This window comes from Nocardia puris, assembly GCF_003315035.1.
Classification (GTDB): Bacteria; Actinomycetota; Actinomycetes; order Mycobacteriales; family Mycobacteriaceae; genus Nocardia; species Nocardia puris.
Genome location: NZ_QNRE01000023.1, coordinates 37,830 through 62,210, shown reverse-complemented (window position 1 = coordinate 62,210; position 24,381 = coordinate 37,830). Strand labels below are relative to the sequence as shown.

The following is a 24,381-nucleotide window of genomic DNA, read 5'->3' as shown; positions in this document are numbered from 1 at the left end:
TCCAGGGTCACCCCGTCGTCGCGGTTGCGAGCGACCCGCACGACGTCGTCGCGGAACTCTTTCGGATACGGCTTGGGCACTGCGACATCCTCTCAAGCCTGCCTCTCGGCAAGCCACCTCGGTTGTCACCCACCCCTGCAGCAGCCCCTTCAGGAGTTTTTGCTGTTCGCTGTCCATGAGGTTCTCTTCAGCGGGGATGAGGCCGGTGCCGAGCAGAGAAGACGTGACCGACCTGCCGGTGCGGTCGCGGCGAATGCCAGGCCCGCCCGCCTATGTTCAGGGTCTGTGGTGGTGATGTTGTGGTGGTGGGTGCGGATGTTTCGGCGGTGAGGGTCATAGCGTGATGGAGGCGTAGGGCGCCGAGGCGATCATCCAGTTGCTGAACTCGCACGCCAGGTGCCATTGGTGCTGGTGGATGTTGCGCGAGGGTACCGACGCCGGAAACTGCACCGTGAGCAGCGCTTCCAGTGTTCCGTCGTTGTCGCGGAACTGGTGGCGTACACCGCCGATGGCCAGTCCGTCGTCGAGGAAGGCGGTTCCGGCGACCTGCACGGGGTAGGCGGGGTCGGGGGCGATGGTGATGTCTTCGGTGCGCTGGTAGTCGACGAGGAAGCGTGAGGCGGCCGGTGACCCGCCGGTCGTTTCGACGACCTCCTGGCGGCCGTCGGGCAGGCCGCGCAGCAAGTAGTGGTCGGGGCACGCCGCGTCCATCGCGTTCTCGTCATTGATCGCGACGAGGTTGTCGAACCATTCGGCGAAACGCTGGGCCGACAGGCCTGGGGCGCACACGTGGGTGGCGGCGTACTTGACCCGGCCGCGGCTCATGGCGACACCGATGCGGGTGATCCGCTCCGAGATGGACAGTTCGCGTTTGAGCATCCCGTAGATCCCGGCGTGCCCGAGTTCGGTTCGCAGCGTGGCCAGTGCTGACCGACGTTCTGGCAATGTGCTGCCGCGCAGTTGAGCGAGGGTGGCTTCGGGCAGGATCTCGCTCACTCCTCGGGTGCCCAAGCGGGCGCGGTACTTGGCCAGCACGGCGTCGGCGCGGCGAGTCTCCCAGTCGAGTACCTGTTCACGCGAGATCTCACGCTCGTTGATCGTGACCTGGACATCGATCGGCTCGCTCGCGGCCATTAGCCCTGCCTCCCTGTGAATGCGTTCGCCAGTTCAGCGATCAAACGCAACTAAATATTGCTTTAAGCATGCGCGTAAAGGCCGGTGACCGCAAGCCCCGGCGCCGCGTGTGTGTCCGGCGGCCCACCCTCGACCGCGGCTGCGAAGCTCTGATGCCGGGCGTGTGCGTCGCTGGTGGATCGTGTGTCCCATGCCATTCGGGGGTTGGTGTGCAACGTTCGTTGCCTCTCGGGTCGTCTGCGGTGCGCGACGCCCCGGGGAAACGTGGTGCGACAGCGCGATTTACGCGAAAGCGCGCGTCGAGGTGGTGAGTGGCGCCGGCGTCCCGGAATGGTGACAGCGGGGCGTTGACGCCAGGCTGCCTGTAGTTACTCATGCGCACTCGGTTGACAACGTGACGTGGATAACCCATGGTGGTCTAACGCAAGAGAGACTTGCGTTTAGTCCTGAGTTCGTGGCCGAGTCACGAGGATGCGAACAACAACCAGGTGCCCGAGAGGAATTGGTCAATGCTGACCAGGAGAAACTTCATGATCGGAGCGGCCGGGACCACGGCGGCCGCCACTGTAGCCGCGGCCTATCTCGGCACCGGCCCGAGCTTTGCGGCGCCTTCGGCTGATACCGGGCTGCGGACCTTCATCGAGGGGGATCTCGTCGAGCAGGGTCGGGTCGTCGAGTGGGAACGTCGGCGGTTGTCGGTGGCGGCGGCTCGATTGCGCCGCGACTACGCCGGGGTGCTGGTCGGTGAACTCGACTCGCTGCTGGCGCGTCTGGAAATTGCTGTCGACGACATCCCGGTCGCGCGTTCGGCGCTGGCACGGGCGCGGGTTCTGATCGGCCCCGATGGGTTGCGTGAGCTGCTGGCCGGTGAACTCGTCGCTTCCGAGGCTGCGGCTCGCACCGGTGTCGCAGCCTCGGGCGGGCGCTGGCAGTACTCGATCACCGAGATCGCCAGCGACCGGGGTACCGCCCAGGGTTTCCTGGACTGGTTCGACCGGGCACGCAGGATCGACGATCGAGCGGTGTGGACCGACGCGTGCCCGGACCACTACATCATCGCCACGCTGCCCGACGGCCGCCAGGAGGTCGTCGAGGTCACCGGCGGCGCGATGCTGGCCAGCCAGTTCTTCGTCGACTACACCGACAAGTCCAGGCTCATGGTTCCCGCCGACCCCGCGTTTCCGCTGGCCGTGTCCGGGGTGGCATCGCTCGCGGACGGGTTCGTCATCGGCGGTGTCTGCCACCAGTTCCGCGACGAACCCGGTGGCGGCTTCCGCAGCCAGCTCAAGGTCGCCTTCCCGGCCGCACTGCCCGAGCTCTACATCGCCGAACACCGCTGGCACCTGGCCTGCGAATTCGGCAACTGGATCTCGGCCTACCTGCGCTGACCCCCGGCCATCGTCCCCCGGTGCCGTGAGCACGGCTGGGGGCGGAATTCGGCGCTCCCGGATCTGGTCGGGTAGAACGTGGACCATGGTTCAGCACGAGAACGCCGAGGACAGCGCGTCACCCCCGGTTCCGCGCAAGCGGACCGGGGGTCGTTCGGCACGTGTGCGCCAAGCGGTGTTGACCGCCACTTTGGACCAGGTGATCGAGCACGGAATCGAAGGCCTGACCATCGGCGATATCGCCGCCCGCGCCGGGGTCGCCGAAACCACCATCTACCGGCGGTGGGGAACCCGGACCGCGCTGATCGCCGAAGCCGTCACAGAACTCGCCGCCTCGGGCAACCCGGTGCCCGACACCGGTGCTTTGCACACGGATTTGCGCACGCTCGCCGAGCAGGTCGCTCATCTTCTCGAGCGACCCGGCACCGTCCGGCTGGTGGGTACCGCGATCGCGCTGTCGGCCGACCCCGAGGTCGACACCGCACGCCGCCGTTTCTGGGACGAACGCTTCGAGAAGAGCTCGCAGGTGGTCATCAAAGCGATCGACCGGGGTGAGCTGCCCGAGGGTACCGACCCCCGCGAAGTGCTCGAAACGCTGTCCGCGCCGCTGTATTTCCGGCTCCTGGTGGGCGACAAGCCCATCGACGACGCGTTCCTTTCCCGCTGCGTTCAGGACACACTCGCCCGACACGGCAGCCCCGGTTCGCTACCGAACTGAGCCGGCGGGCTCAGCTGAGGGCCAAGGCGACCGTGAAGTCGGCGCCTGTGGCTTCGCGTACCTCGGCGACGGTGACATCGGGGGCGGTTTCGAGGAGTATCAGCCCGGTCGAACAGACGTCGAAGACGGCCATGTCGGTGATGATGCGGTGCACACAGCTCGTTCCGGTCAGCGGCAGGCTGCACCGCTCGACGATCTTGGGTTCGCCGTTGCGTGAACGATGTTCCATCATCACGATGACGCGTTTCGCGCCGTGGACCAGGTCCATTGCCCCGCCCATGCCCTTGACCATTTTTCCTGGGATCATCCAGTTCGCCAGGTCCCCGCGAGCGCTGACCTGCATCGCGCCGAGCACAGCGACATCGACGCAGCCACCGCGGATCATGCCGAACGAGTGGGCGGAGTCGAAGTAGGAGGCGCCGGGCATGACGGTGATCGTCTCCTTGCCCGCGTTGATCAGTTCGGGGTCGACTTCGTCCTCGGTGGGATAGGGACCGACTCCCAAAACGCCGTTCTCCGAATGGAGCACGACACTCACGCCCTCGGGCAGGTAGTTCGGGACGAGGGTCGGCATGCCGATGCCGAGGTTGACGTATTGACCGTCGCGCAGTTCGGCGGCGACACGTGCGGCCAGTTCGTGGCGGGTGCGGCTCATGCGCGGACCGTCCTGTTCTCGATGCCTACCTCGACTCTGCCGACGTGCACGACCCGCTGGACGTGGATGCCCGGGGTGTGGATCTCGTCAGGGTCGAGTTCGCCCGGTTCGACCAGTTCCTCGACTTGGGCGATGGTCACGCGGCCTGCCGCGGCGGCGGGCGGGTTGAAGTTGCGGGCGCTGCGCCGGTAGACGAGATTGCCGTGCCGGTCACCCTTCCAGGCGTGGACCAACGCGAAGTCGGTGACGATCGCCTGCTCGAGTACGTAGGTCATCCCGTCGAAGACCCGGGTCTCCTTGGCGGGGCTCGCGAGTGCGATCCCGCCTGCGCCGTCGTAGCGCAGCGGCAGCCCGCCCTCGGCGACCTGGGTGCCGACGCCTGCCGGGGTGTAGAAGGCGGGAATGCCCGCCCCGCCGGCGCGCATGCGCTCGGCCAGGGTGCCCTGCGGGGTGAGCTCGACCTCGAGTTCGCCGGCCAGGAACTGGCGGGCGAATTCGGCGTTGGACCCCACATAGGAGCTGGTCGTGCGGCGTATCCGGTGCGCGTCGAGCAGCACGCCGAGGCCGGAACCGGAGGTGCCGCAGTTGTTGCTGACCACTTCGAGATCGGTGGCGCCCTGGGCGAGTAGGGCGTCGATGAGCACCTGAGGCACTCCGACGAGCCCGAACCCGCCGACCGCGAGCGAGGCGCCGTCGGGGATATCGGCGACGGCCGCGGTTGCCGTCGCAATGACTTTGTCCATCACGGCACCGATACTAGACGAATCGTTCGCAATGAGTACACTTGTTCGCAGGACGAACACCGAGGTGTGGGTGATGGTGTGAGCTCGCTCCGGCGGCACCGCGCCAGATCACTGCGCAGAGGTTGTGCGCCGTACCCTCAGGCCCGACCGGCGGTCGAGATCCTGCCGCGGGGGCGGATGCCGTCGGTCCACTGGGAGAAGGAGGTGCGCCAGCTATGGCCGAACCGTCGCTGGAGTACGTGCAGTCCCTCGGACGCGGGCTGGCCGTCATCCGATCGTTCGATGCCGAGCATCCCCGGCGCACCCTCAGCGAAGTCGCGGCCGCGACCGAGCTGACCCGCGCGACCGCCCGCCGATTCCTGCTCACCTTGGTCGAACTCGGCTACGTGCGCACCGACGGCGGCCAATTCTGGCTCACTCCAAAAGTTCTCGAGTTGGGCTACAGCTTCCTGTCCAGCCTCGGTCTGCCCGAACTCTCGGGCCCCCATCTCGAGGCACTGGCCGGGAGGGTCCACGAGTCCACGTCGGTGTCGATCCTGGACGGCACCGACATCGTCTATGTCGCCCGTGTCCCGGTCAGCCGGATCATGACCGTCTCGATCGACATCGGCACCCGCTTCCCCGCCTTCGCCACGTCGATGGGCCGAGTCCTGCTCGCCGCCCTCGACCCCGAGGCGCTGGACCGCTATCTGAGTGAGGCAGACCTCGCCCCGATCACGCCCAGCACCATCGCGTCCGCGGCGCAGCTGCGCGCCGAGCTGGAACGCGTACGCGCCCTGGGGTTCTGCGTCGTCGACCAGGAACTCGAACAGGGCCTGCGATCGATGGCCGCACCGATCCGCGACCGGCACGGCGCGGTCGTGGCCGCGGTCAATATCTCCACCCACGCCGCCCGCTACACCGCGAGCGAGGTCCACGACTTTCTGATCCCCGCCCTGCTCGAGACCAGCGCCGCGATCGAGCACGACCTGACCCAGATACGATCCCACACCTGATCCACGAGGAAGCTCCATGCCCGAAGCTGTCATCTGCCACCCCCTGCGAACCCCGGTCGGCCGGTTCGGCGGCGTCTTCAAAGACCTCACCGCGCAAGATCTCGCCACGACCGTGATCACCGAACTGGTGACACGCACCGGTCTGGCCGCCGAACACATCGACGACGTCATCCTGGGGCAGGCCTCGCCCGGTGCCGAGGCTCCGGCGATCGGGCGTATCGCCGCACTCGACGCGGGACTGGGCGTCGGCGTTCCCGGCGCCCAGGTCGACCGGCGGTGCGGATCGGGGCTGCAGGCCGTGCTGCAAGCGTGCATGCAGGTGCAGACCGGTGGCAGCGATCTCGTGCTGGCCGGGGGAGTGGAGTCGATGAGCCGCACCGAGTTCTACACCGACAGCATTCGGTGGGGCGTGCGCGGCGACGGTCCGGTCCTGCACGATCGCCTGGCCCGGGCGCGGGTCACCGCCGGAGGCAAGAACTTTCCCGTCCCGGGCGGCATGATCGAGACCGCGGAGAATCTGCGCGGGCAGTTCCGCATCACCCGCACCGACCAGGACGCACTCGCCGTGCAGTCGCACCGGCGCGCGGTCGCCGCGCAGCGCGAGGGACGCTTCGACGCCGAGATCGTGCCCGTGACAGTGACGCAGCGGCACAAGGAGCCCATACAGGTGGCGCTCGACGAACATCCGCGCGCTGACACCGACATCCACACCCTGGGCCGCCTGCGCCCGATCCGCGCGGCAGCCGATCCGGACTCGACCGTCACCGCGGGCAATTCCAGCGGCCAGAACGACGGCGCGGCGGTGTGCGTGGTGACCACCCCCCAACGGGCCGCCGAGCTCGGTCTGCAGCCGATGGCGCGCCTCGCGTCCTGGGCGGTCGCCGGCGTAGAGCCTGCCAGGATGGGCATCGGACCGGTCCCAGCGACCGAAAAGGCGCTCGCGCGATTGGGCCTCACGCTCGACGACATGGACGTCATCGAACTCAACGAGGCCTTCGCCGCCCAGACGCTGGCCGTGCTGCGGTCCTGGAAGGTCGACCCCGACGACCCTCGCCTCAATCCGAACGGGTCCGGCATCTCCCTCGGCCATCCGGTGGGTGCCACCGGCGCTCGGATCCTGGCGACCCTGCTGCACGAATTGACGCGCCGAGGCGGTCGCTACGGACTCGAAACGATGTGCATCGGCGGCGGACAGGGCTTGGCGGCTGTATTCGAACGGGTCTGACCTTTCGGTCAGCGCCGTGGCCCTGTCCACCGCGGCAGGGCCTGGACGCGGGCGCGGCTTTCATACACCCGACCGCGGCGCACCGGGTCGAGCATCGTGATGCCCGCCTCCCACAGTGCTCCTAGACGCCGTGTAGGTGGATGCTCGCCCCTGCCTCTACGCGCTTTCCGCCCGAATGAGCTTGCAGGGGCAGCACTGTCTACTTCGTCGGCTTTCCATCGGGCCAGGTCGGCAGGATGTTGCTGTCGGCGAGGTCGCGCATCTGGAGTTCCTGGGCCATGGGGTGCCGCTGGCAACGGCCCTCGATGTGCTGCTTCGGCGAGTCCGCCGCTGAAGGACGGGATGACGCTATCAGCGCCGGGTTGCCCAGCCCAACGCTGATCAGAACAAGGTCGACGACTGCCCCTTTGCCTGCTGGGCTGATGGTGGGACTCGTTGACGGATGTTGTTCATGTGCAAGTGATTCGGTCGGGTCCATGTAGGTGTGCGGCGATGTCGGTGACCAGCCGCCGGTGTCATGCTGCGTGTGTCTAGGCCTCGCGATTGCCCGGCGATGACCGCGCGGTGGCAGCGCCGAGAAGATCGAGTGCATCGACGGCGCTGTTCACCCGAGGTGACCTCCCCGGGGTCGGCTCTCCGAGCTGGGCGGCGACCCATTCCCGGGTCGGGCCGGACTCGTGGCGCCCGGAGACGAACCACACCCCGCGTGCGGGCTGGTCGGTCTGGTTGACATAGATGTGCGGGCGGGTGGAGTCGAACCAGAGCGAGTCGCCTGCGCTGATCGTGTACTTGTCGAACCCGAGCAGCAGCGTGAGTTCCCCGGAGAACAAGTAGGCGTACTCGGTCCCGGAGTGGCGCATGGGCATCCGGTCGACCGAACTCGCCGCACCGGGTTCGTAGGTGACCAGGAGTGCGTCGACGTCGGAGCCCGGTCCGACCGCGAGTTTTTCCCAGCGGACCCCGTTGGCCATCTCGATCACGGGGTTGTCGGTGCCGCGCTGAACAACCTGTCCGCCGGCGTTGTCGGGCGAATCGGCAGGTGGTTGAATCGTGCGCCGGTGCGGGATCCCCAGCAGGTCGTCGAGGGAAATCTCCAGGTGATGGACCAGGGCGTAGAGGGTGCTCACCGAGGGCTGGGACTTGTTGTTCTCGATCTGGGAGAGCTGGCTGGCCGAGATCCCGACCGCCGCGGCGACAGCTCGCAAGCTCGCTCCGCGATCCAGGCGCGCCTGCTTCAGTGCCGGCCCGATTCTGTCCTGCATCAGCGCACCCCTGTCTGCCTATTCATCAACTATCAGTGAACAATAGCGTTTCACTAGCAATGAACATACCCGCTCGGCTGCGAGTGGACGCTCGGCGGCGGTCCAGGGCCGCCCCTTGAGGCGCAAAGTCGTGGCAGGGCCGTCCCCGTCGTGCGCGCTACTGAGTGCCAGGACTCCACTGCATAGAACGCCTCAGTGGACAGTGGTTGACATCACTGAAGATGTGTTCAATGATACTGAACATATTTGGTGGTGGTTCTCGCCCCGTTCCCGTCATCGACGACGAAGGAGTCTCGTGTCTTCCCCGCATGAACACACCCCAGCGATCCGGTGGCCGCGGTCTTCCACCGCCTCGATCGACATTGCTCGTGCCGGTTCCGCCGAGCGGGGCTCGACATGTTGATCGGATTCGCCGGCCTGGGCCGGATGGGTAAGCCCATGGCCACGCATTTGGCCGCTGCCGGGCACACCGTGCTCGCCTACGACCCCGTCGCACAGCAGCTGCCCGCGTCGGTGCGTTCGGTCGACACCGCCGATGCGCTGGCCGCCACGGAGATCTCGATCAGCATGCTGCCCGACGGCGCGGCGACCCGTGCGCTGGTCACCGAGGCGTTGTCCGATGTCGCACCGGGCCACCTGCATGTCGTCATGGGAACGGTTGGTCCCGCGGTCGTCCGCGAGCTGGCGGCGCTGTCGTGGATCGAGGTCGTGGACGCGCCCGTCTCGGGCAGCGTGTCGATGGCCGAGGCCGCCACGATCACCACGATGGTCGGCGCCACCACCGCACAGTTCGACAGGGTCCAGCCGGTACTGGCGGCGATGACCGCCAAGCAGTTCCACGCGGGCGCCGCCGGTGCCGGTTCGACGGCCAAGTTGGCGGTCAACGCGGTGCTCGCCGGTCTGAGTCAGGCTGTGGCAGAAGGTGTTCTGCTTGCCGAGGCCGGCGGACTGGACCCCGCCGTCTTCTACGGGATCCTCACCAACAGTGCCGCCGGGGCGCCGTATGTGGGCTACAAGCAACAGGCCTACCTCGCACCGGAGTCCACTCCGGTCGCGGCGCCGGTATCGCTGATCCGCAAGGACCTCGGCCTGGCACTGGATCTGGCCCGCCGCCATCAGCTGTTCTTGCCCGGCGCCGAAGCGGCGTACGGGGTGCTCGACGAGGCGGTGACGGGCGGGCTGGCCGAGGCCGACATGGCTGAGGTTCTGACCGCACTGCGCCGCAGCAACGCCCCCGCCTTCTCCGAAATCATCTCTCCCGCAATGTAGACAGGAGTTCGCTCATGACCGGCGACACCCTCGCCATCGAGACCGAAGCGACGATCCGCGCCCTCGAGGACGCCCGCTATGCGGCCGTGCTGGCCGGTGACGTCGACGCCTTCGCCGCCTTGGCCCATCCCGAGTTGGTCTACACCCACTCCAACGCGGTGGTCGACACTCTCGACAGCTACCTGGACAAGCTGCGCAGCGGCTTCTACGTGTATCACCGCATCGACCACCCCGTTGACCGGATCGTGATCGCAGGCGACTCCGCGGTGGTCGCCGGACGGATGCACGCCGACATCACCGCGGGCGGGACCCGCAAACAGCTCGGCAACCGCGCCCAGGCGGTCTGGGTGCGCTGCGACGAACAATGGCTGCTCCTGGCCTACAGCCCGACTGTGATCCCCGAGGAGAACCGATGACCACCTTCACCTACGACGGTCTGCCCGGCCGCATCGTCTTCGGCGCGGGCGCGACCCGCACCCGGCTGCCCGGGGAACTGGATCTGCTGGACGCCCAGCGCATCCTGCTCATCGCCACCGACACCGAGGGCGACCTCGCGACCACGCTGTGCGCGCCGTTCGCCGACCGTGTCGCGGCCACCTTCTCCCAGGTGCGCCCGCACGTCCCGGTCGAGGTCGCGGAGCTGGCCCGCAAGGCCGCCACCGAGGCCGACGCAGATCTGGTGCTGTCGGTGGGCGGCGGATCCACCACCGGCACCGCCAAAGCCGTCGCGCTGACCACCGGATTGCCCGTCGTCGCGGTGCCGACGACCTACGCCGGATCCGAGGTGACCCCGGTCTGGGGGATGACCGACCGCGGCCGCAAGACCACCGGCACCGACCGGCGGGTGCTGCCCACGACCGTCGTCTACGACCCCGACCTGACCGCGACCCTGCCGGCCGAGCTCGCGGTCGCCAGCGCCCTCAACGCCGTCGCGCACTGCGTGGAAGCCTTCTGGGCGCCTCGGCACAGCCCGGTGTCGAGCGCGGTCGCCGAGGACGGCATCCGCCACCTCGTCGCCGGTCTGCACGCCATCGACGCCTCCGCGACCGACTCAGCCGCCCGCAGCGATCTGTTGCTGGGTGCCTACTTGGCCGGATCGGCATTCGCCGTCGCCGGATCAGGCCTGCACCACAAAATCTGCCATGTCCTGGGCGGCGCCTTCGACTTGCCTCACGCACAAACCCACGCGATCGTGCTGCCGTACGTGCTGGCCTACAACGCGCCCAACGCTCGCGAGGCCACCGACCGCATCGCGCGGGCACTCGGGCGAACCGACATCGTCACCGCCGTGCGCGAACTGGGCACCGGGCTCGGTGTGCCCGGTGGTCTGGGCAACCTCGGTATGAGCGAAGCCGACATCGACACCGTCGTCGACGACATCACCGCGATCGCCCCCGCCGACAACCCCACCCCGGTCACCGACGATGGCGTGCGCGCTCTCCTGCGGGCCGCGTGGGCGGGGTCCGACCCCGGGGAGACCGCACGATGAGCGCCGAGGACACCCTGACCACCGACCGCGAAGCGGCCGTCACCGCGGAGGTCCTCGACAGTTTCGCCGCCACCCCCGACCCGCGCTTGCGCCAGGTGATGACCAGCCTCGTCCGGCACCTGCACGCCTTCGCCCGCGAGGTCCGGCTCACCGACGCCGAATGGACGGCCGCGATCGAATTCCTCACCCGCGCCGGACATATCACCGACAGTCGGCGCCAGGAGTTCATCCTGCTCTCCGACGTGCTCGGCCTGTCCATGCTCACGGTCGCGATCAACGAACCCGACGCGCCCGGCGCCACCGAATCCACCGTCTTCGGGCCGTTCTTCGTCGACGACGCCCCCGAGATCGCGCTCGGCGGCGACATCGCCCAGGGCGCGGCGGGGGTGGCCTGCCACGTGTCGGGCGAGGTGCGCTCGGTGACCGGAGAACCGATCCCCGGCGCGCGGATCGAGGTGTGGGAGGCCGACGACGACGGCTTCTACGACGTCCAGTACCCGGACGGGCGGACCGCCGGGCGCGGCAGGCTGCGTTCGGGCACCGACGGCGAATACCGGTTCTGGTCGGTACTGCCCTCCCCGTATCCGATCCCGCACGACGGCCCGGTGGGCGATCTGCTCGCCGCCACCGGCCGGGGCCCCATGCGGCCCGCGCACCTGCACTTCCTGGTGAGCGCGCCCGGCTTCCGGACGCTGATCACGCACATTTTCCTCGCCGAGGATCCCTACCTGACCTCGGACGCGGTGTTCGGCGTCAAGGACGACCTCGTGGTCGAGGTGTCCTGGCACCACGACACCCCAGCCCCCGACGGCTCCCACCCCGATGGCGACTGGACCAGCATCGCTTTCGACCTCGTCCTCGCCCCGTCGGACGAGCACTAGCCGCGTACCCGCGGCGATTCCTCCGGACGGTATCCGCCCCGGACTTCAACGACCGCGCCACTCGTGGCACGGATCCAACGGACCAGCCCGCGCTCCGGGCCGCTCCACCCCGCTCGGCGACGCTCGTCGCCGCGAATCGAAGATCACCGCTGCCCGGGCGCGCCCCCAGCAGCTCACACTGGAGGTACGACGATGCGACGTACACGTTGGATCGTGCTCGGCGGGTGCTTTCTCGCCTACCTGTTCGATGCCCTGGAAATCGTCCTGCTGTCGATGGGTCTGCCCGCCATCCGCACGGACATGGGCCTGACGGTCACCCAGGGCGGTCTGCTCGCCACCGCGACCCTGGTCGGCATCGGCGTCAGCAGCGTCCTGGGCGGCTACATCGCCGACAACTTCGGCCGCAAGAAGGCCCTGCTCGCGTCCTTGGCGACCTTCGGAGCGTTCACCGCCGCCATCGCGGTCGTGCCGAACTTCGAAGTCTTTCTGCTGCTGCGGTTCTTGGCCGGCATCGGCCTGGGCGCGGTGTGGAGCGTGGTCTCGGCCTACGTGGTCGAGACCTTCCCCGAGCACCAGCGAGGCCGGGCCGCCGCCTTCGTGATCAGCGCGTTTCCCGCGGGCGGAGCGATGGCCGCGACCATCTCCGGATGGTTCCTGCCGGACTGGCGGCTGATGTTCCTGGTCGCCGGCGTCGCGGTAGTGCTGCCGTTCGCCATTGTGGCGATCTTCTTCTCCGAGTCGGCCACCTGGGCCGAGCAGAAGGCCCACAGCACCGACGACGTGGTCTCGGTGCGCGACGTGCTGGGCTCCTCGCTGCGCCGACGCACCCTGCTGGGCACTCTCATGGCGGCGCTGGCGCTGTTCGGCTACTGGGGCGCGATGACGTGGCTGCCCACCTATCTCACCACCGAACGCGGGCTCGACAAGGGATCGGTCGCGCTGTTCGTCACCATCGTCAATCTCGGAATGTTCGCCGGCTACAACGGATTCGGCTTCCTCGCCGACCGCATCGGCCGCCACCGCACCATCGTGATCACCCTGTTCGGCGTCGCCGCGACACTGCCGATCTACGCGCTGACCACCGACCTGACCGTCCTGCTGTGGCTGGGCCCGTGCTTCGGCGCCTTCACCGCCTTCTTCGGCCTGTTCGGTTCCTACCTCGGCGAACTGTTCCCCACCCGTGCCCGCGCCACCGGCGCCGGATTCTGCTTCAACGTCGGCCGCGGCGTCTCGGCGCTGGCACCGTTCATCCTGGCCGGACTCGCCACCAGCATCGGCTTCCAGGGTGGACTGGTGCTCTGCGCGGGATTCTTCGCGTTGGCCGCGGTCGTAGCACTGCTGCTGCCCCGCACCGAAAACGTCACGGCGACCGACAACGCCCCAGTGGAACCAGCCATCGATCCCCGCGACGGAGCCACCGCCAAGGCATGACCCGCCAGGTCCGGGCCGACAGACGGCCGGCCCGGACCTGCACCCCAGTACGAGACATCCAGACGACGAAAGACACCGCTGTGCCATCGACAATGCGAGCCGCCCTCTACCACGGTCCCCGCGACATCCGGATCGAGGAGGTCGCCATCCCAACGCTCAACCCGGGTGAAGTGCTGGTGAAGGTCCTGCGGTCGGGGATCTGCGGCACCGATGCCGGCGAATGGGTCGCCGGGCCCAAGGTCTTTCCGGTGCACCACCGCCACCCGCACAGTGGCCACCTCGGGCCGCTCATCCCCGGTCACGAATTCGTCGGCGAAATCGTGAAGTCCCACCCAGATGCCACGCTCCCGCCCGGCACCCTCGTCGCCAGCGGGGCGGGGATCTGGTGTGGCGAATGCCGCCGTTGCCGCCAAGGCCGCACCAACAAATGCCTGCGATACCGCACTCTCGGGCTCAACGTCCACGGCGGGATGGCCGAATACGTTGCCGTACCCTCCGTCACACTGCGCGCCCTACCTGCCGGACTGGATACCGATCACGCCGCGCTCGCCCAGCCCCTGGCCGTCGGCATCCACGCCGCCCGCCGCGCCGGCGCGGTCACCGGTGACCGAGTCGCGGTCATCGGCGCGGGCGCGATCGGCTCGTTCGTCCTGGCCGGACTGCGGCACCTCGGCGACTACCAGATCGCTGTAATCGACATCGCCGCAACCCGCGAGGCCCGTGCGAAACGCCTCGGCGCGGATATCACCCTGACCGCATCCGACGCACTGCCCGAAGAACTCACCGACGCCTTCGACGGCGCCCGGCCCGACGTCGTGATCGAGGCCAGCGGCGCACCCGGCCAGCTGGCGCTGGCACTGGACCTGGTCACCGACGGCGGCCGGGTCGAGGCCGTCGGCATCCCGAAACAGAAACCCGAGATCGACCTACACTCGATGATCTTCCGCGAAATCACCCTCGAGACAACCCTCGCACACGTCTGCGACACCGACCTGCCCGCCGCGCTGCGGATCCTCGCCGAGAACCCCACGCTGGGACAGGAATTCGCCGAGCCGCCAGTCGGGCTGGAGAGGCTGGGCGACTCCTTGGACCGCCTCGCCGCCGGGCAGGTCGAAGGCAAGGTCCTCATCGACCCCACCTTCTGAGCGGCAGGCACCCGCACGCCATCGATCGAGGACCGCATCGATAGCCGACTCGGCGGCGCCAACTCTTCTAGGCGCAGGGCGGCTCCCTATGCTCGTGACGCACAACAGAGCAAACCCCCCCACAAGGCGTGGGAGCCCAAGTGGCGGCTGCGGTTTCACCTCCACCGCTCGAGGGTGGGTGAACGGCAGAGCCGTCCGGGTCAGCAGTCGATGCGCCGACGTGCGGTGCTCCTCGTCGAGACTCTCCTCGAACGTGGTGCCTTCGGCGGCGAGTCGGCGCCGCGGCGTACGGGGGTGCAGGTGCAGCCACCCGGCGACCAGTTCGATCCACACCGGCACGGTGCCCAGGGCCGTGCGGCGGCTGTGCGGACTGGGTCAGGTGTTTGGCGTGCAACACTGCGGGTGAATCAGTGCGCTCCCACGCGAGCGGGGATGAGCCCAGCTAGATCACGCGGTAAAGCAATGGCCCTTCAGACTCAGCACGCAGTCGGAGTTCTCGAGTTCGGCAACCTTGGATCGCGCATCGCCTCTGCGAGCCTATGCATAGCCTGAACCGTCACGGGTAAGAGACCGGCTTCGGTTTCAGACCAGCGCCGGTCGGCGTGGTGGTTGTTGAGCGTAGTAGGCAGCTTCGCATTCGACCGGGGGCAAGTAGCCCAGGCGGGAATGCGGGCGGGCGTTGCTGTACCAGTCGCACCACTCCGTGAGCGCGAACTCGACCTCGGTGAGAGGCTTGAACGGGCCGTGCCGGTTGATCACCTCGGTCTTGACAGGCCAATGATCGACTCCGCCAGAGCGTTGTCATGGGCATCGCCGACCGATCCGGCCGATGCCGACAAGCCGTGCAGGGCAAGTGATTCAGCGAAGCGAACGGAGACGTATCGCTCAGGTTCAACCGGTGGACGCAACGCCCGAGGTCGCGGAGGTGCCGTGGGAAGACCGTCGGACTGGATGAGGGAGATCGCCGGACGAGCGCCGATGCGCGAGATTCCGCACAGGTAGTCTCCGTCCTGGGAGCACAGGCAGAGTAGAGACGTCCGGCGTCGGTATGCGGACCAACCGGCCCCAGGATCGCGGTGGCCGAGGCGTCAGGGCAGGGGCGCTGTCCAGCGCAGGAGGGTCCCGCCCTCGGGGCGGTCGACGAGTTGGAAAGACCCACCGGCTTTTTCGGCGCGGACGGCGAGATTGGCCAATCCGCTGCGGCGCGAGAGGTCGGCGGGGACGCCGACGCCGTCATCGGTGACTTCGATCGTGACCTCGTCGCCCACCCGGAGTTCGACCGCGACCAGACTGGCCCGCGCGTGCCGGACGACGTTGCTGACGGCTTCGCGCAGGACCGCTTCGACGTCGTCGGACAGGGGCGGAGCCAGCACCGTGACGGGCCCGGCGAGGCGGACTGTCGTGCGCAGCCCGCTGTCGGCGGTGGTGTCGACGATGATGCCGTGGAGGTGTTTGCGGTACTTCGAGGAATCCGCCGTGTTGTTGCTCTGTAGGTCGAAGATGGAGTGACGGATGTCCTGGACGATGGATTGGATGTCGTCGATGGTCTCCATCAGCCGGGTCTTGACCTCCGGCGTGCGCGCACGCTGCACGGTGCCCTGCAGGGACAGCCCGACCGCGAAAAGCCGCTGGATGACGTGGTCGTGCAGGCCCCGGGCGATACGGTCGCGGTCGGAGAGCACGTCGAGTTCGCGCATACGGCGCTGCGAGTCGGACAGTTGCAGGACCAGCGCGGCTTGATCGGCGAACGCGGTGAGCATGGCGGTGGTCGGCTCATCCATCGCCTGCGTATCCGCGGGCCGGATCGTGGTGAGTACGCCGATGACCTCCGACCCGACCCGCAACGGGACCACCACGGCGGGCCCGAACTGGGACCTGGTGTGCGAGAAGAGATTGTAGGGCGGCTTCTCGGACACGACCGTTTTCTCGGAACGGTACGCGGCTCCGGACTGCGAGTCCTCGACGGTGAGGCGCTGGCCGATGATCGCTTCGGCGTCGATTCCCGCCGCGGCGATCACCACCAGCTCGGTCACTTCGTCGCGGGGTACCTCGGGATCCTCGGGCAGCGCGACGAACGTGCACGCGGACTGGGTGAGGGTGAGGGCCCGCTGCGTGACGAGGTCGAGGACCTCGTCGGGTTCGCCGCCGGCGAGCAGTTCGGTCGCCACGTCCCGGGTCGCTTCGAGCCACTGTTGGCGGACGCGGGATTCCTCGTACAGGCGCGCGTTGGCGATGGCGATACCGGCCGCGGCGGCCAGGGCTTGGACGACGACCTCGTCGTCCTCGGTGAACTCCTGCCCCCCGGCCTTCTCGGTGAGGTAGAGATTGCCGAAGATCTCGTCGCGGACCTTGACGGGAACGCCCAGAAACGTCCGCATCGGTGGATGATGCGGTGGGAAGCCGACCGAGGAGGAGTGGTCGGACAGTGTCTTGAGCCGGATCGGTGTGGGCTCTTGGATCAGCAGTCCGAGCACCCCGTGGCCGCGGGGGAGGTCACCGATGAGGACGCGGGTGCGGTCGTCGATGCCCTCGTAGACGAACTCGGCGAGCTGATTGCTGTTCTTGTCGGTCTCCCGGACGCCCAAGGCGCCGTACCGGGCGTCGACGAGTTCGATGGCGGTGTGCACGATCGAGCGCAGCGTGTCGTCGAGATCGAGTCCCGAGGTGACGACGAGCATCGCCTCGACGAGCCGGTCCATGTTGTCGCGCACGTCGATGATCTGGGCGATGCGGTCCTGAACCTGGCTCAGCAACTCCCGCAGCCGCAACTGCGACAGGGTCTCTGTGACGGCGACCTGCCGACCCGGCGCGGGGTCTTTGCCGTGTTCGTCCACGGGGGACATTGTTCCACGGTCGTCCACGAGGGGGGTCCCGGTGTGGGCTGGAACCCCGTCACGCTTCGTTGAGCTTGGATGCCATCACCGCTGCCTGCGTGCGGCGTTCGACCCCGAGCTTCGTCAGCAGCCGGGAGACATAGTTCTTGACGGTCTTCTCCGCCAAGAACATGCGCGCGGCGATCTGCCGATTGGTCAAGCCTTCGCCGAGGAGCGCGAGCAGGGTTCGTTCCTGCTCGGTGAGTGTGGCCAGTGGACCCGTCTTGCCCGCCGCCTCGGTGCGCAACTTGGCCATCAGCGCCGCGGCGGCACGATTGTCCAACAGGGACTTCCCGGCGCTGACATCGCGGATGGCGGCGATCAGTTCGAGGCCCTTGATGTCTTTGATGACGTAACCGCTGGCACCGGCCAGGATCGCGTTGAGCATGGCTTGTTCGTCGGTGAACGAGGTGAGGATCAGACACCGCAGTTCCGGATTCGCCGACAGGAGCTCGCGGCACAGTTCGATGCCGTTGCCGTCGGGGAGCAGGACATCGAGCACCGCCACCTCGGGGCGCAGCGCCGGGATTCGGGCCAGCGCTTGAGCATAGGTACCGGCCTCGCCGACGACCTCGAGGTCGGGCTCCAGGTCGATGAGGTCGGCTACGCCGTGCCGAACGATTTCGTGATCGTCGACCAAGAAGACCTTGACCATGAGCGCGGACCTTTCGTTTCCTGTGGCACTACCAGCCTACGGCGCAGAGTTGCGCGTCGCTCGATACCGCCCGATAGTCGCTGGGCTGCGGGCGGGCGGCGGGGGCGGGCACCTGGGCATTCTCGAGGTCGGCCCGGCCCACAGGCCCCGAGGTGAATCCGGCGATCCTGTGGCGGAGAGAAGGAACGAGCGCGAGTTCGTTTCCCACGCCGAGGGTTCCGGACGGCGGGCAGGATCTCGCGGGAGCTGTGCATGTCGGGCCAGAACAGGTGCTCGACCCAGTCGTAGGTGTACGCACCGGTGCGGCCGGGACCATCCGGACGAGCCACGGCCAGACATCGGGGGCGCCGCGATACTCACCGAACCTATCGCTTGCAGGCGGGCCTCGGGAAGCAGATCGTCTCCGCACATCGGAGCGGTGACCTCGGTCGCGGCCGCACCTCGGTTCGAGCAGCGGCGACGGCGGTGGGTTGTCACGCCGGTGACGATCCGAACGGCACCGTGGGGGTCCCGGTGCGGAGGTCCGGGCGACGGAGCCGGTAGGCCAGCAGGCACACAGCGACACCGAGCAGTCCGACAACGGGCTGCAGCCAGGTGAACCGACCGATCACGAACGGCTGGACCGTGACCCAGCCGATCAGAAGGGCGCCGCTGCCGAGACCCACGATCGGCGCGATCGGGTCGGCGCGCAGGGCGAGCACGGCGGTGGCCGCCATCGGCGCCCCGACGATCGCGGCCAGCAGCACACCGGCCGGGATCGGGCTGCCGAACGGGAGGCGTGCGGTGATGTCGGGGCCGAGCTCGGCGCCGCCGCTGACGAGACCCACGGCGCCGACGAAGGCCCACAGGGCGACGAATCCGGCACTACCGATCAGCCCTGCGCGCAGGGCGCGGCGGGTCTTGCGTTGGCGGAAGGACGACATGGTGGAACTCCTGGTGGGCTATCGGCTCCAGCCGAGTACGTCGGGCACAGGTCGGCGAGGCGTGGGCGGCGGCCGTCGGTCGTCGGGGGCGAGGCCGATGCGCAGGACGACCTGCGGTATCCCGGGATGGCCGATCAGGCTGCCGAGCAGGCGTCGCCCGGCGGTCAGTTCGGTGATATGGGTCAGTGCGCAGGTCGACAAGCCGGACGCCGTGCACTCGAGCAGTGCCGCCGAGAGCGCCTCGCCGGTGCGCAGCCACGTCTGCGGCATCTCGTCCGTCGCGGTGAGTACGGCCAGGCGCGCGTGATCGCGAAGTTCGCCGCGGCGGGCGGGGATCTTCGGATGCGGGAAGTCGCGGACGACTCCGACGCGGGCCGCTTCCGGCTCCGACACCAACGCTGACGCCGGCACGCCCTCCGCGAGATGGGAATGTCCCGACCACCACCGGATTTCGGACTGGTACTCCATGTCGTACCGGCGCAGCGCCTCGGACTGTTCCGAAGCCAGTGACAGTCGTGTCCGCGCGTCCTCGTCGAGGATGTCCAGTGTGAGGCCGTGTCGGCTGACGAGTTCTTCCAGCGCCAATCTGATCGAGGCCCAGCCGCTCGGCGCGGCCATGGGCAGCCGGTCGGTGTACCGGTACTCGATCGCCTCGGCTCGCCGGAGCACGGCCGTGGGCGGGTCGCGCCACGGGCTGAAGTCGATGGTCGCCAGGAGGTCGGGCTGGGTAGGGTCGGGTATCCGCTCGACGTCGGTGCGCCAGTGCAGCGACGCGAAGACGGTCTGGGCGTGCTGCAATGCGGCGCCACAACTGATCACAGCCTGGCGTCCATCTGGGTCGACGGCGGTCAGTTGCCTGTCGAGGTCGCGTCGCAAGGTCAGCCGCGCACCGTCGAAGTCCCATCGCCACGGTTGTGTGTTGTGGATCGACGGAGCGCGGCACGCCAGCTGAATCCCCAGTCGGACCGCCGAACGGGTGGGGGCTGTTTCATCGCTCATGGCAGCCAGTGTGCGCGGGAAAGGCGCCTCAGCGAGACGGCCGTTACGCCCGTTTGGTGAGGACGAAATGCCTCAATGCGTCGCGCAGTCCGACTCTCCCGTGACGGCGAGCGAGGGTGGGGTCCCGAGGCACGCGCCGGCAGGTCTTTCGTCGTGCAGATCGGGGCTGTCACACGAAGACCGCGATGGACGAACGGCCCCGTGCCCAGGGAACGGGGAACGCGATGGTAAACGGCGGGGAGTGAACGTCACCGACACAGCGAGAAACCGTGATGACCGTCGAGACTCGACCGGACGCCGAGTGTGTCAGCCGCCGGATGCGAAGGGTCGGTTCGGCCAGGGGCGAGGACGCCACCGACGCGGCGCTGCACGAACTCCGGAAGCCGGTGTGGCGCACCTGGTACTACGTGGAGTCGGTGCGCGATCTGGATCCCGCGCGAATCGACCAGACCGTCGCCGGTCTGGTCGCTGTGCAGGATCTGCTCGGCGAGCACCAGGACGCGGTGGTGGCCGAGCACCGTCCGATCCAGCTGACCAGGGAAGCCTAGAATGCGGGGGAGTCCACGTTCACCTACGGACTGCTGCTGCGGCGCGAGATCGATCGCACCACCCCGCCGCGGACGTCGTCGTGAGAAGCACGAAGGCTACCGCGACCGTCAGCGCACGAAGATCACGTCGACGAGGACGAAGGCCGCCACCGTGAAGATCAGGAAGGCGAACCACCTCTGCAACCGCGCGACGTCGACTCGTTGTCCGTAGCGGCCCGCGACGAGAGACCCGCCGATGGCCGTCGTGGCGAAGACCGCCGCGACCCGCCAGTCGAGGCTGAGATCGCCCAGGTAAGCGGCGAATCCCGAGGCCGAGTTGGCGGTGACGATCACCAGAGATGTGCCGATGGCTACCGACATCTCGATGCCGAGCAGCAGAACGAGGCCGGGGACGATGAGAAAACCGCCACCGACCCCGAACAGCCCGGTCAGGAAACCCACGCCGAGGCCGACCGGAACGGCACGTGAGGTGCATCGACGCCAATTGACGGTCGATCCGTCCACTCGGCACGCGGTACCGATGCTGTCCTCACTCGCGAGCATCCGGGCTCCGGCGGCGATCATGACGAGCGCGAAGCCGGCGAGAGCCAGCGCCGGCGGAAGGGCGCGGTTCGCGGCGCTCCCGGCGAACGCGGCGGGCAGTCCGGCCACGGCGAACACGGCCGCGACCCGCCACTGCACCCGGCCTGAGCGCATCTTGGGGACCGCGCCCGCCAGCGCGGAGAGGCCGACCACCAGCAGAGACATCGGAACCGCCTGTCCGAGCGGGATCCCGAGTCCGTAGACGAGGCCGGGCACGGCGAGGATCGACCCACCGCCGCCGAGGAGGCCGAGCAGGATTCCGATGACAGCTCCCACGAGGACGGAGACGAGGATCGTCATCGGTGGCTCCTTCCGGACCCCGCGCTCTCGCGGTCAGTCTTCGACGGTCAGCGCATCGATCGCGGATTGCAGGCGGCGGCCCGCGTCGTCGGCGACCGAGGCGAGTGCGGGTTCATCGGTGACCTGCTCGAGCAGGTGCGGATTCATCGCCTCGACGAGGACCGTGCCCGGCGCGGCCGGGTCCTCGCGCACGACGACATTGCAGGGCAGCAGCAATCCGATCTGCCGGTTCACCTCCACCGCGCGGTGCGCGAGCGGCGGATTGCAGGCGCCGAGGATCAGATACCGCTCCATGTCGGCGCCGAGTTTGGCCTTCATGGTGGCCTGCATGTCGATCTCGGTCAGTACTCCGAAGCCTTGTTCCTGCAACGCGGCTCGGGTCCGAGCGACGGCGTCGTCGAACGAGGTCGTCAACGTGGTGGACAGTGCGAGGTTCAACGGTGGTTCTCCTCGGTCGAGGTCGGCAGTCAGGGAGCCCGCGGCTACTGTCAGGCGAGGGCTAGGAAGAGCTTCTCGAGCTCCGCTTCGCTCATGGGGTCCTTGCCGTCGGCGGCGTCTCCGGCCAGGCATTCGCGCAGTCCACTGGCGACGATCTTGAATCCCGCCTTGTCCAGCGCGCGCGAGACCGCCGCGAGCTGGGTGACGACCTCTTTGCAGTCGCGCCCGTTCTCGATCATCGAGATCACCCCGGCGAGCTGCCCGTGCGCGCGGCGCAGCCGGTTGAGGACCAGCGCGATACTCTCGTCATTTCCGACCATGGCGATTCCTTTCACGAACCTGACTCGACTATACCCCAGGGGGTATGTGTGGTGCGGTAACCCGCGCCACACATACCCCGATCGCCTCAGCCGTGTGAGAAGGTGACCTTCGGTAGCACGCGGCCCAGCCAGGCGGGTGACCACCAGGCGGCGTGACCGGTCAGGCGCAGCAGTACCGGCAGCAGGACCAGGCGGATGAACACCGCGTCCAGCAGCACGGCGACGCCGAGGATGATTCCCATCTCCTTGGGTGGCAACGGCTCGGCGAGTGCGAAGGTGAAGAACACCGCGACCATCACCGCCGCGGCGGCCGCGATGATGCGGCCCGAATGGGCCAGGCCCATGACATGCGCAACGTTGGGGTCGCCCGATTCCTCGTAGTGCTCCTTGGCGGTCGCGAGCAGGAACACCGTGTAGTCCATCGCGATGGCGAAGATCATCGCGAAGAAGAACACCGGTCCCCAGCCGTCCAGGAAGCCCTGCGGGGTGAACCCGAGCAGGCTCGCGCCGTGGCCGTCCTGGAAGATCAGCCTGGCCACGCCGAACGCCGCCGCGGTCGAGAGCAGGCTCACCACAGTCCCGAGGACGGCGATGAGCGGAGCCTGGAGCGCGGCCAGCAGCAGCGTGAAGCCGAGCGCGAGGATGACACCGATGATCACCGGCAGGTAGTCGTCGAGTGCTCGCTGAAGGTCGAGGTTCTCCGCGGGAGCGCCGCCGACCAGTGCCTGCGCCGGCAGATCGGCGCGCAAACGATCGAGGATCGCGCCCATCGCCTCATCCGAGGGGTCGACCGCTGGAATCGCCTGGAGCATCAGATGATCGGAGCCGTCCGCGCTGGGGATCGGTGGGGTGACCATGGCGATGCCCTCGGTCGTCCTCGCGGTGGCGGCGGTCGCCTCGGCGTCGGCCGTGGGGGCGATGATCTGGAACATGCCCGGTGCTCCCTCGCCCATCTGGGCCTGGATCAGTTCGTAGCCCTGGCGCACGGAAGCGTCGGCGGGCACGACCTGGATCGACGGCATGGCCACCTTCAGGCCGAGTACCGGGATCGCCAGCGCCGTCAGCGCGAGTAGGGAGCCGATGGCGAAGGGCCACGGGTGCCTGTGCAGCAGGTTGCCCCAGGATTCGAACCGGGGGGACCGGTGCTGCTGCCGGGTGGCGTAGGGCAGTGACCCGGCGTTGATCTTCGGGCCCAGGGCGCCCAGTGCGGCCGGGAGCAGGGTCAGCGTGGCGGCGAGGACGAACGCGACGGCGAGCATGATTCCCACGGCCATGGTCCGCACCGCGGGCGCGGGGACGAGCAACACCGCGGACAGGCTCACCAACACGGTCAGGCCGGACAGGATGACCGCCTTGCCCGCGGTGTCCATCGTCTCGGCGACGGCGGCACGGGTATCCGCGGCCTTGCGCAGCGCGTCACGAAACCTCGCGACGAGGAAGAGGGCGTAGTCGATGCCGAGAGCCAGGGCGAACATCATGGCGAAGTTCATCGCCCACACCGAGATCGGGGTGGCGGAATTGAGCAGCACCAGTCCGCCCGCGGAGGCCACCAGGCCCGCGAGGGTCAGCAGCAGTGGCAGGCCCGCGGCGACGAGTGAGCCGAACGCGAGCACCATGATCGCCAGTGTCACCGGCCAGGAGAGCATCTCCGCCTTGATCATGGCGTCATGGTTGGCCCTGTTGAACTCGCTCCACAGTGCGGTCGCGCCGGTGGGGTAGATCTCGATGTCGGCCGTCGACAGTGCGGTCAGCTCGCTCCCGAGGTCGTCGACCGCCTTGACCATCTCGTCCGTGCTCGCGGCGGCGCCGGCGATCACGACGCCGGTGTGGCCGTCCGGACTGATCGTCATCCCGGGTTGGGGAGCGATGACCTGGCTGAAGCGGTCGTCGCCCTGGAACAGGGCGATCGCCTCGGTCAGGACCTGTTGCACCGCCGGATCGGACACCAGTGCGGAGTCGGAGTGCACGACCACCTGCACCGCGGCGGAGGAGTTTCCGCCGAAGTGCTGCTGTGCCAGCTCGCGGGCGCGCACCGACTCCGAGCCGTCGGCCTGCCAGCCTGCGCCCGCCAGGGAGTCGAACACACTCGGCGCGGCGGCGCCGAGTGCGACCAGCGCGATCAACCACACGCCGAAAACCCACTTCGTGTGGGTGGCCATCCGCGCTCCCCAGCGGGCCAGCGCGCCGGCTGGGGTCCCCGGCGGCGCGGATCCGTCTTCGCGTTCCGACGTCGCCGGCGACTGCTCGCCGATGAAGGTGTTCTTGCTGCTCAACGTTTGATTTCCTTATGCGGGTGGGGGTATGTCTTCCGGCATGATTCGCCGGGTGGGTGGCGGGTAGGCGAGGCGGAAGCGGTGCGGGCTGTCGCTCGATCGGGCGGCTTCCTCGCGCGCTCGGCCAGCAGGCTC

General features: G+C 68.3%; 25 protein-coding genes. 11 read left to right on the top strand and 14 right to left on the bottom strand.

Annotated features, from left to right (window positions below):
- Positions 1–333: 333 nt before the first annotated feature.
- Positions 334–1,134: a hypothetical protein gene (locus DFR74_RS32930; protein ID WP_067512591.1), complete on the bottom strand. Its 801-nt coding sequence runs from the start codon at positions 1,132–1,134 to the stop codon at positions 334–336.
- Between the two features lie 509 nt (positions 1,135–1,643).
- Between DFR74_RS32930 and DFR74_RS32925 the strand changes: the two genes are divergently transcribed.
- Both DFR74_RS32925 and DFR74_RS32920 read left to right on the top strand, forming a co-directional pair.
- Complete coding sequence (locus tag DFR74_RS32925) at positions 1,644–2,522, top strand: hypothetical protein (protein WP_147266020.1); 879 nt, start codon at positions 1,644–1,646, stop codon at positions 2,520–2,522.
- Between the two features lie 190 nt (positions 2,523–2,712).
- A complete protein-coding gene (locus tag DFR74_RS32920) occupies positions 2,713–3,240 on the top strand; it encodes a TetR/AcrR family transcriptional regulator (RefSeq protein WP_228815628.1) in 528 nt (175 codons plus the stop codon).
- Positions 3,241–3,250: 10 nt separating this feature from the next.
- On the opposite strand, the gene DFR74_RS32915 is transcribed toward DFR74_RS32920, so the two are convergent.
- Together DFR74_RS32915 and DFR74_RS32910 are read right to left on the bottom strand one after the other, a co-directional pair.
- Positions 3,251–3,895 (bottom strand): CoA transferase subunit B, encoded by a 645-nt coding sequence (locus tag DFR74_RS32915; RefSeq protein WP_067512587.1) that lies wholly within the window; start codon positions 3,893–3,895, stop codon positions 3,251–3,253.
- Positions 3,892–4,638 (bottom strand): CoA transferase subunit A, encoded by a 747-nt coding sequence (locus tag DFR74_RS32910; RefSeq protein WP_067512585.1) that lies wholly within the window; start codon positions 4,636–4,638, stop codon positions 3,892–3,894. The genes DFR74_RS32915 and DFR74_RS32910 overlap by 4 nt, the downstream gene beginning before the upstream one ends.
- A 215-nt stretch (positions 4,639–4,853) precedes the next feature.
- Between DFR74_RS32910 and DFR74_RS32905 the strand changes: the two genes are divergently transcribed.
- A complete protein-coding gene (locus DFR74_RS32905) occupies positions 4,854–5,633 on the top strand; it encodes an IclR family transcriptional regulator domain-containing protein (protein ID WP_067512583.1) in 780 nt (259 codons plus the stop codon).
- Positions 5,634–5,649: 16 nt separating this feature from the next.
- Complete coding sequence (locus tag DFR74_RS32900; RefSeq protein ID WP_067512581.1) at positions 5,650–6,858, top strand: acetyl-CoA C-acetyltransferase; 1,209 nt, start codon at positions 5,650–5,652, stop codon at positions 6,856–6,858.
- Positions 6,859–7,057: 199 nt separating this feature from the next.
- On the opposite strand, the gene DFR74_RS35700 is transcribed toward DFR74_RS32900, so the two are convergent.
- Together DFR74_RS35700 and DFR74_RS32895 are read right to left on the bottom strand one after the other, a co-directional pair.
- Positions 7,058–7,336, bottom strand: coding sequence for a hypothetical protein (locus DFR74_RS35700; RefSeq protein WP_147266019.1), 279 nt, complete (start codon positions 7,334–7,336; stop codon positions 7,058–7,060).
- A 52-nt stretch (positions 7,337–7,388) separates the two neighbouring features.
- A complete protein-coding gene (locus DFR74_RS32895; RefSeq protein WP_067512579.1) occupies positions 7,389–8,120 on the bottom strand; it encodes a cupin domain-containing protein in 732 nt (243 codons plus the stop codon).
- A 396-nt stretch (positions 8,121–8,516) separates the two neighbouring features.
- Here DFR74_RS32895 and DFR74_RS32890 point away from each other — a divergent pair, with 396 nt between their 5' ends.
- The 6 genes from DFR74_RS32890 to DFR74_RS32865 all read left to right on the top strand — a co-directional run bounded on the left by DFR74_RS32890 (position 8,517) and on the right by DFR74_RS32865 (position 14,335).
- A complete protein-coding gene (locus DFR74_RS32890) occupies positions 8,517–9,389 on the top strand; it encodes an NAD(P)-dependent oxidoreductase (protein ID WP_067512577.1) in 873 nt (290 codons plus the stop codon).
- A 14-nt stretch (positions 9,390–9,403) separates the two neighbouring features.
- Positions 9,404–9,805: a nuclear transport factor 2 family protein gene (locus DFR74_RS32885; RefSeq protein ID WP_067512575.1), complete on the top strand. Its 402-nt coding sequence runs from the start codon at positions 9,404–9,406 to the stop codon at positions 9,803–9,805.
- Entirely contained in the window at positions 9,802–10,878 is a 1,077-nt protein-coding gene (locus DFR74_RS32880) for a maleylacetate reductase (protein WP_067512573.1), read from the top strand. Before DFR74_RS32885 ends, DFR74_RS32880 begins: the two co-directional genes overlap by 4 nt.
- The gene (locus DFR74_RS32875) at positions 10,875–11,759 is read left to right on the top strand and encodes an intradiol ring-cleavage dioxygenase (protein WP_067512571.1); all 885 of its coding nucleotides are present in this window, start codon (positions 10,875–10,877) and stop codon (positions 11,757–11,759) included. Before DFR74_RS32880 ends, DFR74_RS32875 begins: the two co-directional genes overlap by 4 nt.
- A 192-nt stretch (positions 11,760–11,951) precedes the next feature.
- Positions 11,952–13,190 carry an MFS transporter gene (locus DFR74_RS32870; RefSeq protein WP_067512569.1) on the top strand — a complete coding sequence of 413 codons (1,239 nt, stop codon included), beginning with the start codon at positions 11,952–11,954 and terminating at the stop codon, positions 13,188–13,190.
- An 80-nt stretch (positions 13,191–13,270) separates the two neighbouring features.
- Positions 13,271–14,335, top strand: coding sequence for a zinc-dependent alcohol dehydrogenase (locus tag DFR74_RS32865; RefSeq protein ID WP_232331864.1), 1,065 nt, complete (start codon positions 13,271–13,273; stop codon positions 14,333–14,335).
- 582 nt (positions 14,336–14,917) lie between these two features.
- On the opposite strand, the gene DFR74_RS38185 is transcribed toward DFR74_RS32865, so the two are convergent.
- From DFR74_RS38185 to DFR74_RS32840, 5 genes are all read right to left on the bottom strand, one after another.
- Positions 14,918–15,094 (bottom strand): integrase core domain-containing protein, encoded by a 177-nt coding sequence (locus DFR74_RS38185; RefSeq protein WP_084538032.1) that lies wholly within the window; start codon positions 15,092–15,094, stop codon positions 14,918–14,920.
- 329 nt (positions 15,095–15,423) lie between these two features.
- Positions 15,424–17,178 (bottom strand): GAF domain-containing sensor histidine kinase, encoded by a 1,755-nt coding sequence (locus DFR74_RS32855; RefSeq protein WP_084538031.1) that lies wholly within the window; start codon positions 17,176–17,178, stop codon positions 15,424–15,426.
- Between the two features lie 49 nt (positions 17,179–17,227).
- A complete protein-coding gene (locus DFR74_RS32850; RefSeq protein WP_067512564.1) occupies positions 17,228–17,863 on the bottom strand; it encodes a response regulator in 636 nt (211 codons plus the stop codon).
- A 473-nt stretch (positions 17,864–18,336) separates the two neighbouring features.
- On the bottom strand, positions 18,337–18,786 hold the full coding sequence (locus DFR74_RS32845; RefSeq protein ID WP_067512562.1) for a hypothetical protein: 450 nt from the start codon (positions 18,784–18,786) through the stop codon (positions 18,337–18,339).
- 18 nt (positions 18,787–18,804) lie between these two features.
- Positions 18,805–19,785, bottom strand: coding sequence for an Acg family FMN-binding oxidoreductase (locus DFR74_RS32840; RefSeq protein ID WP_067512559.1), 981 nt, complete (start codon positions 19,783–19,785; stop codon positions 18,805–18,807).
- 317 nt (positions 19,786–20,102) lie between these two features.
- Between DFR74_RS32840 and DFR74_RS32835 the strand changes: the two genes are divergently transcribed.
- Positions 20,103–20,333 carry a CHAD domain-containing protein gene (locus tag DFR74_RS32835; RefSeq protein ID WP_170160845.1) on the top strand — a complete coding sequence of 77 codons (231 nt, stop codon included), beginning with the start codon at positions 20,103–20,105 and terminating at the stop codon, positions 20,331–20,333.
- A 108-nt stretch (positions 20,334–20,441) separates the two neighbouring features.
- On the opposite strand, the gene DFR74_RS32830 is transcribed toward DFR74_RS32835, so the two are convergent.
- The 4 genes from DFR74_RS32830 to DFR74_RS32815 form a co-directional block, all read right to left on the bottom strand.
- Complete coding sequence (locus DFR74_RS32830; RefSeq protein WP_067512555.1) at positions 20,442–21,215, bottom strand: sulfite exporter TauE/SafE family protein; 774 nt, start codon at positions 21,213–21,215, stop codon at positions 20,442–20,444.
- Between the two features lie 33 nt (positions 21,216–21,248).
- Positions 21,249–21,653 (bottom strand): DUF302 domain-containing protein, encoded by a 405-nt coding sequence (locus tag DFR74_RS32825; RefSeq protein ID WP_067512553.1) that lies wholly within the window; start codon positions 21,651–21,653, stop codon positions 21,249–21,251.
- A 50-nt stretch (positions 21,654–21,703) separates the two neighbouring features.
- Entirely contained in the window at positions 21,704–21,973 is a 270-nt protein-coding gene (locus tag DFR74_RS32820) for a metal-sensitive transcriptional regulator (protein WP_067512551.1), read from the bottom strand.
- Between the two features lie 86 nt (positions 21,974–22,059).
- Positions 22,060–24,132 carry an MMPL family transporter gene (locus DFR74_RS32815; protein ID WP_084538030.1) on the bottom strand — a complete coding sequence of 691 codons (2,073 nt, stop codon included), beginning with the start codon at positions 24,130–24,132 and terminating at the stop codon, positions 22,060–22,062.
- Positions 24,133–24,381 lie beyond the last annotated feature (249 nt).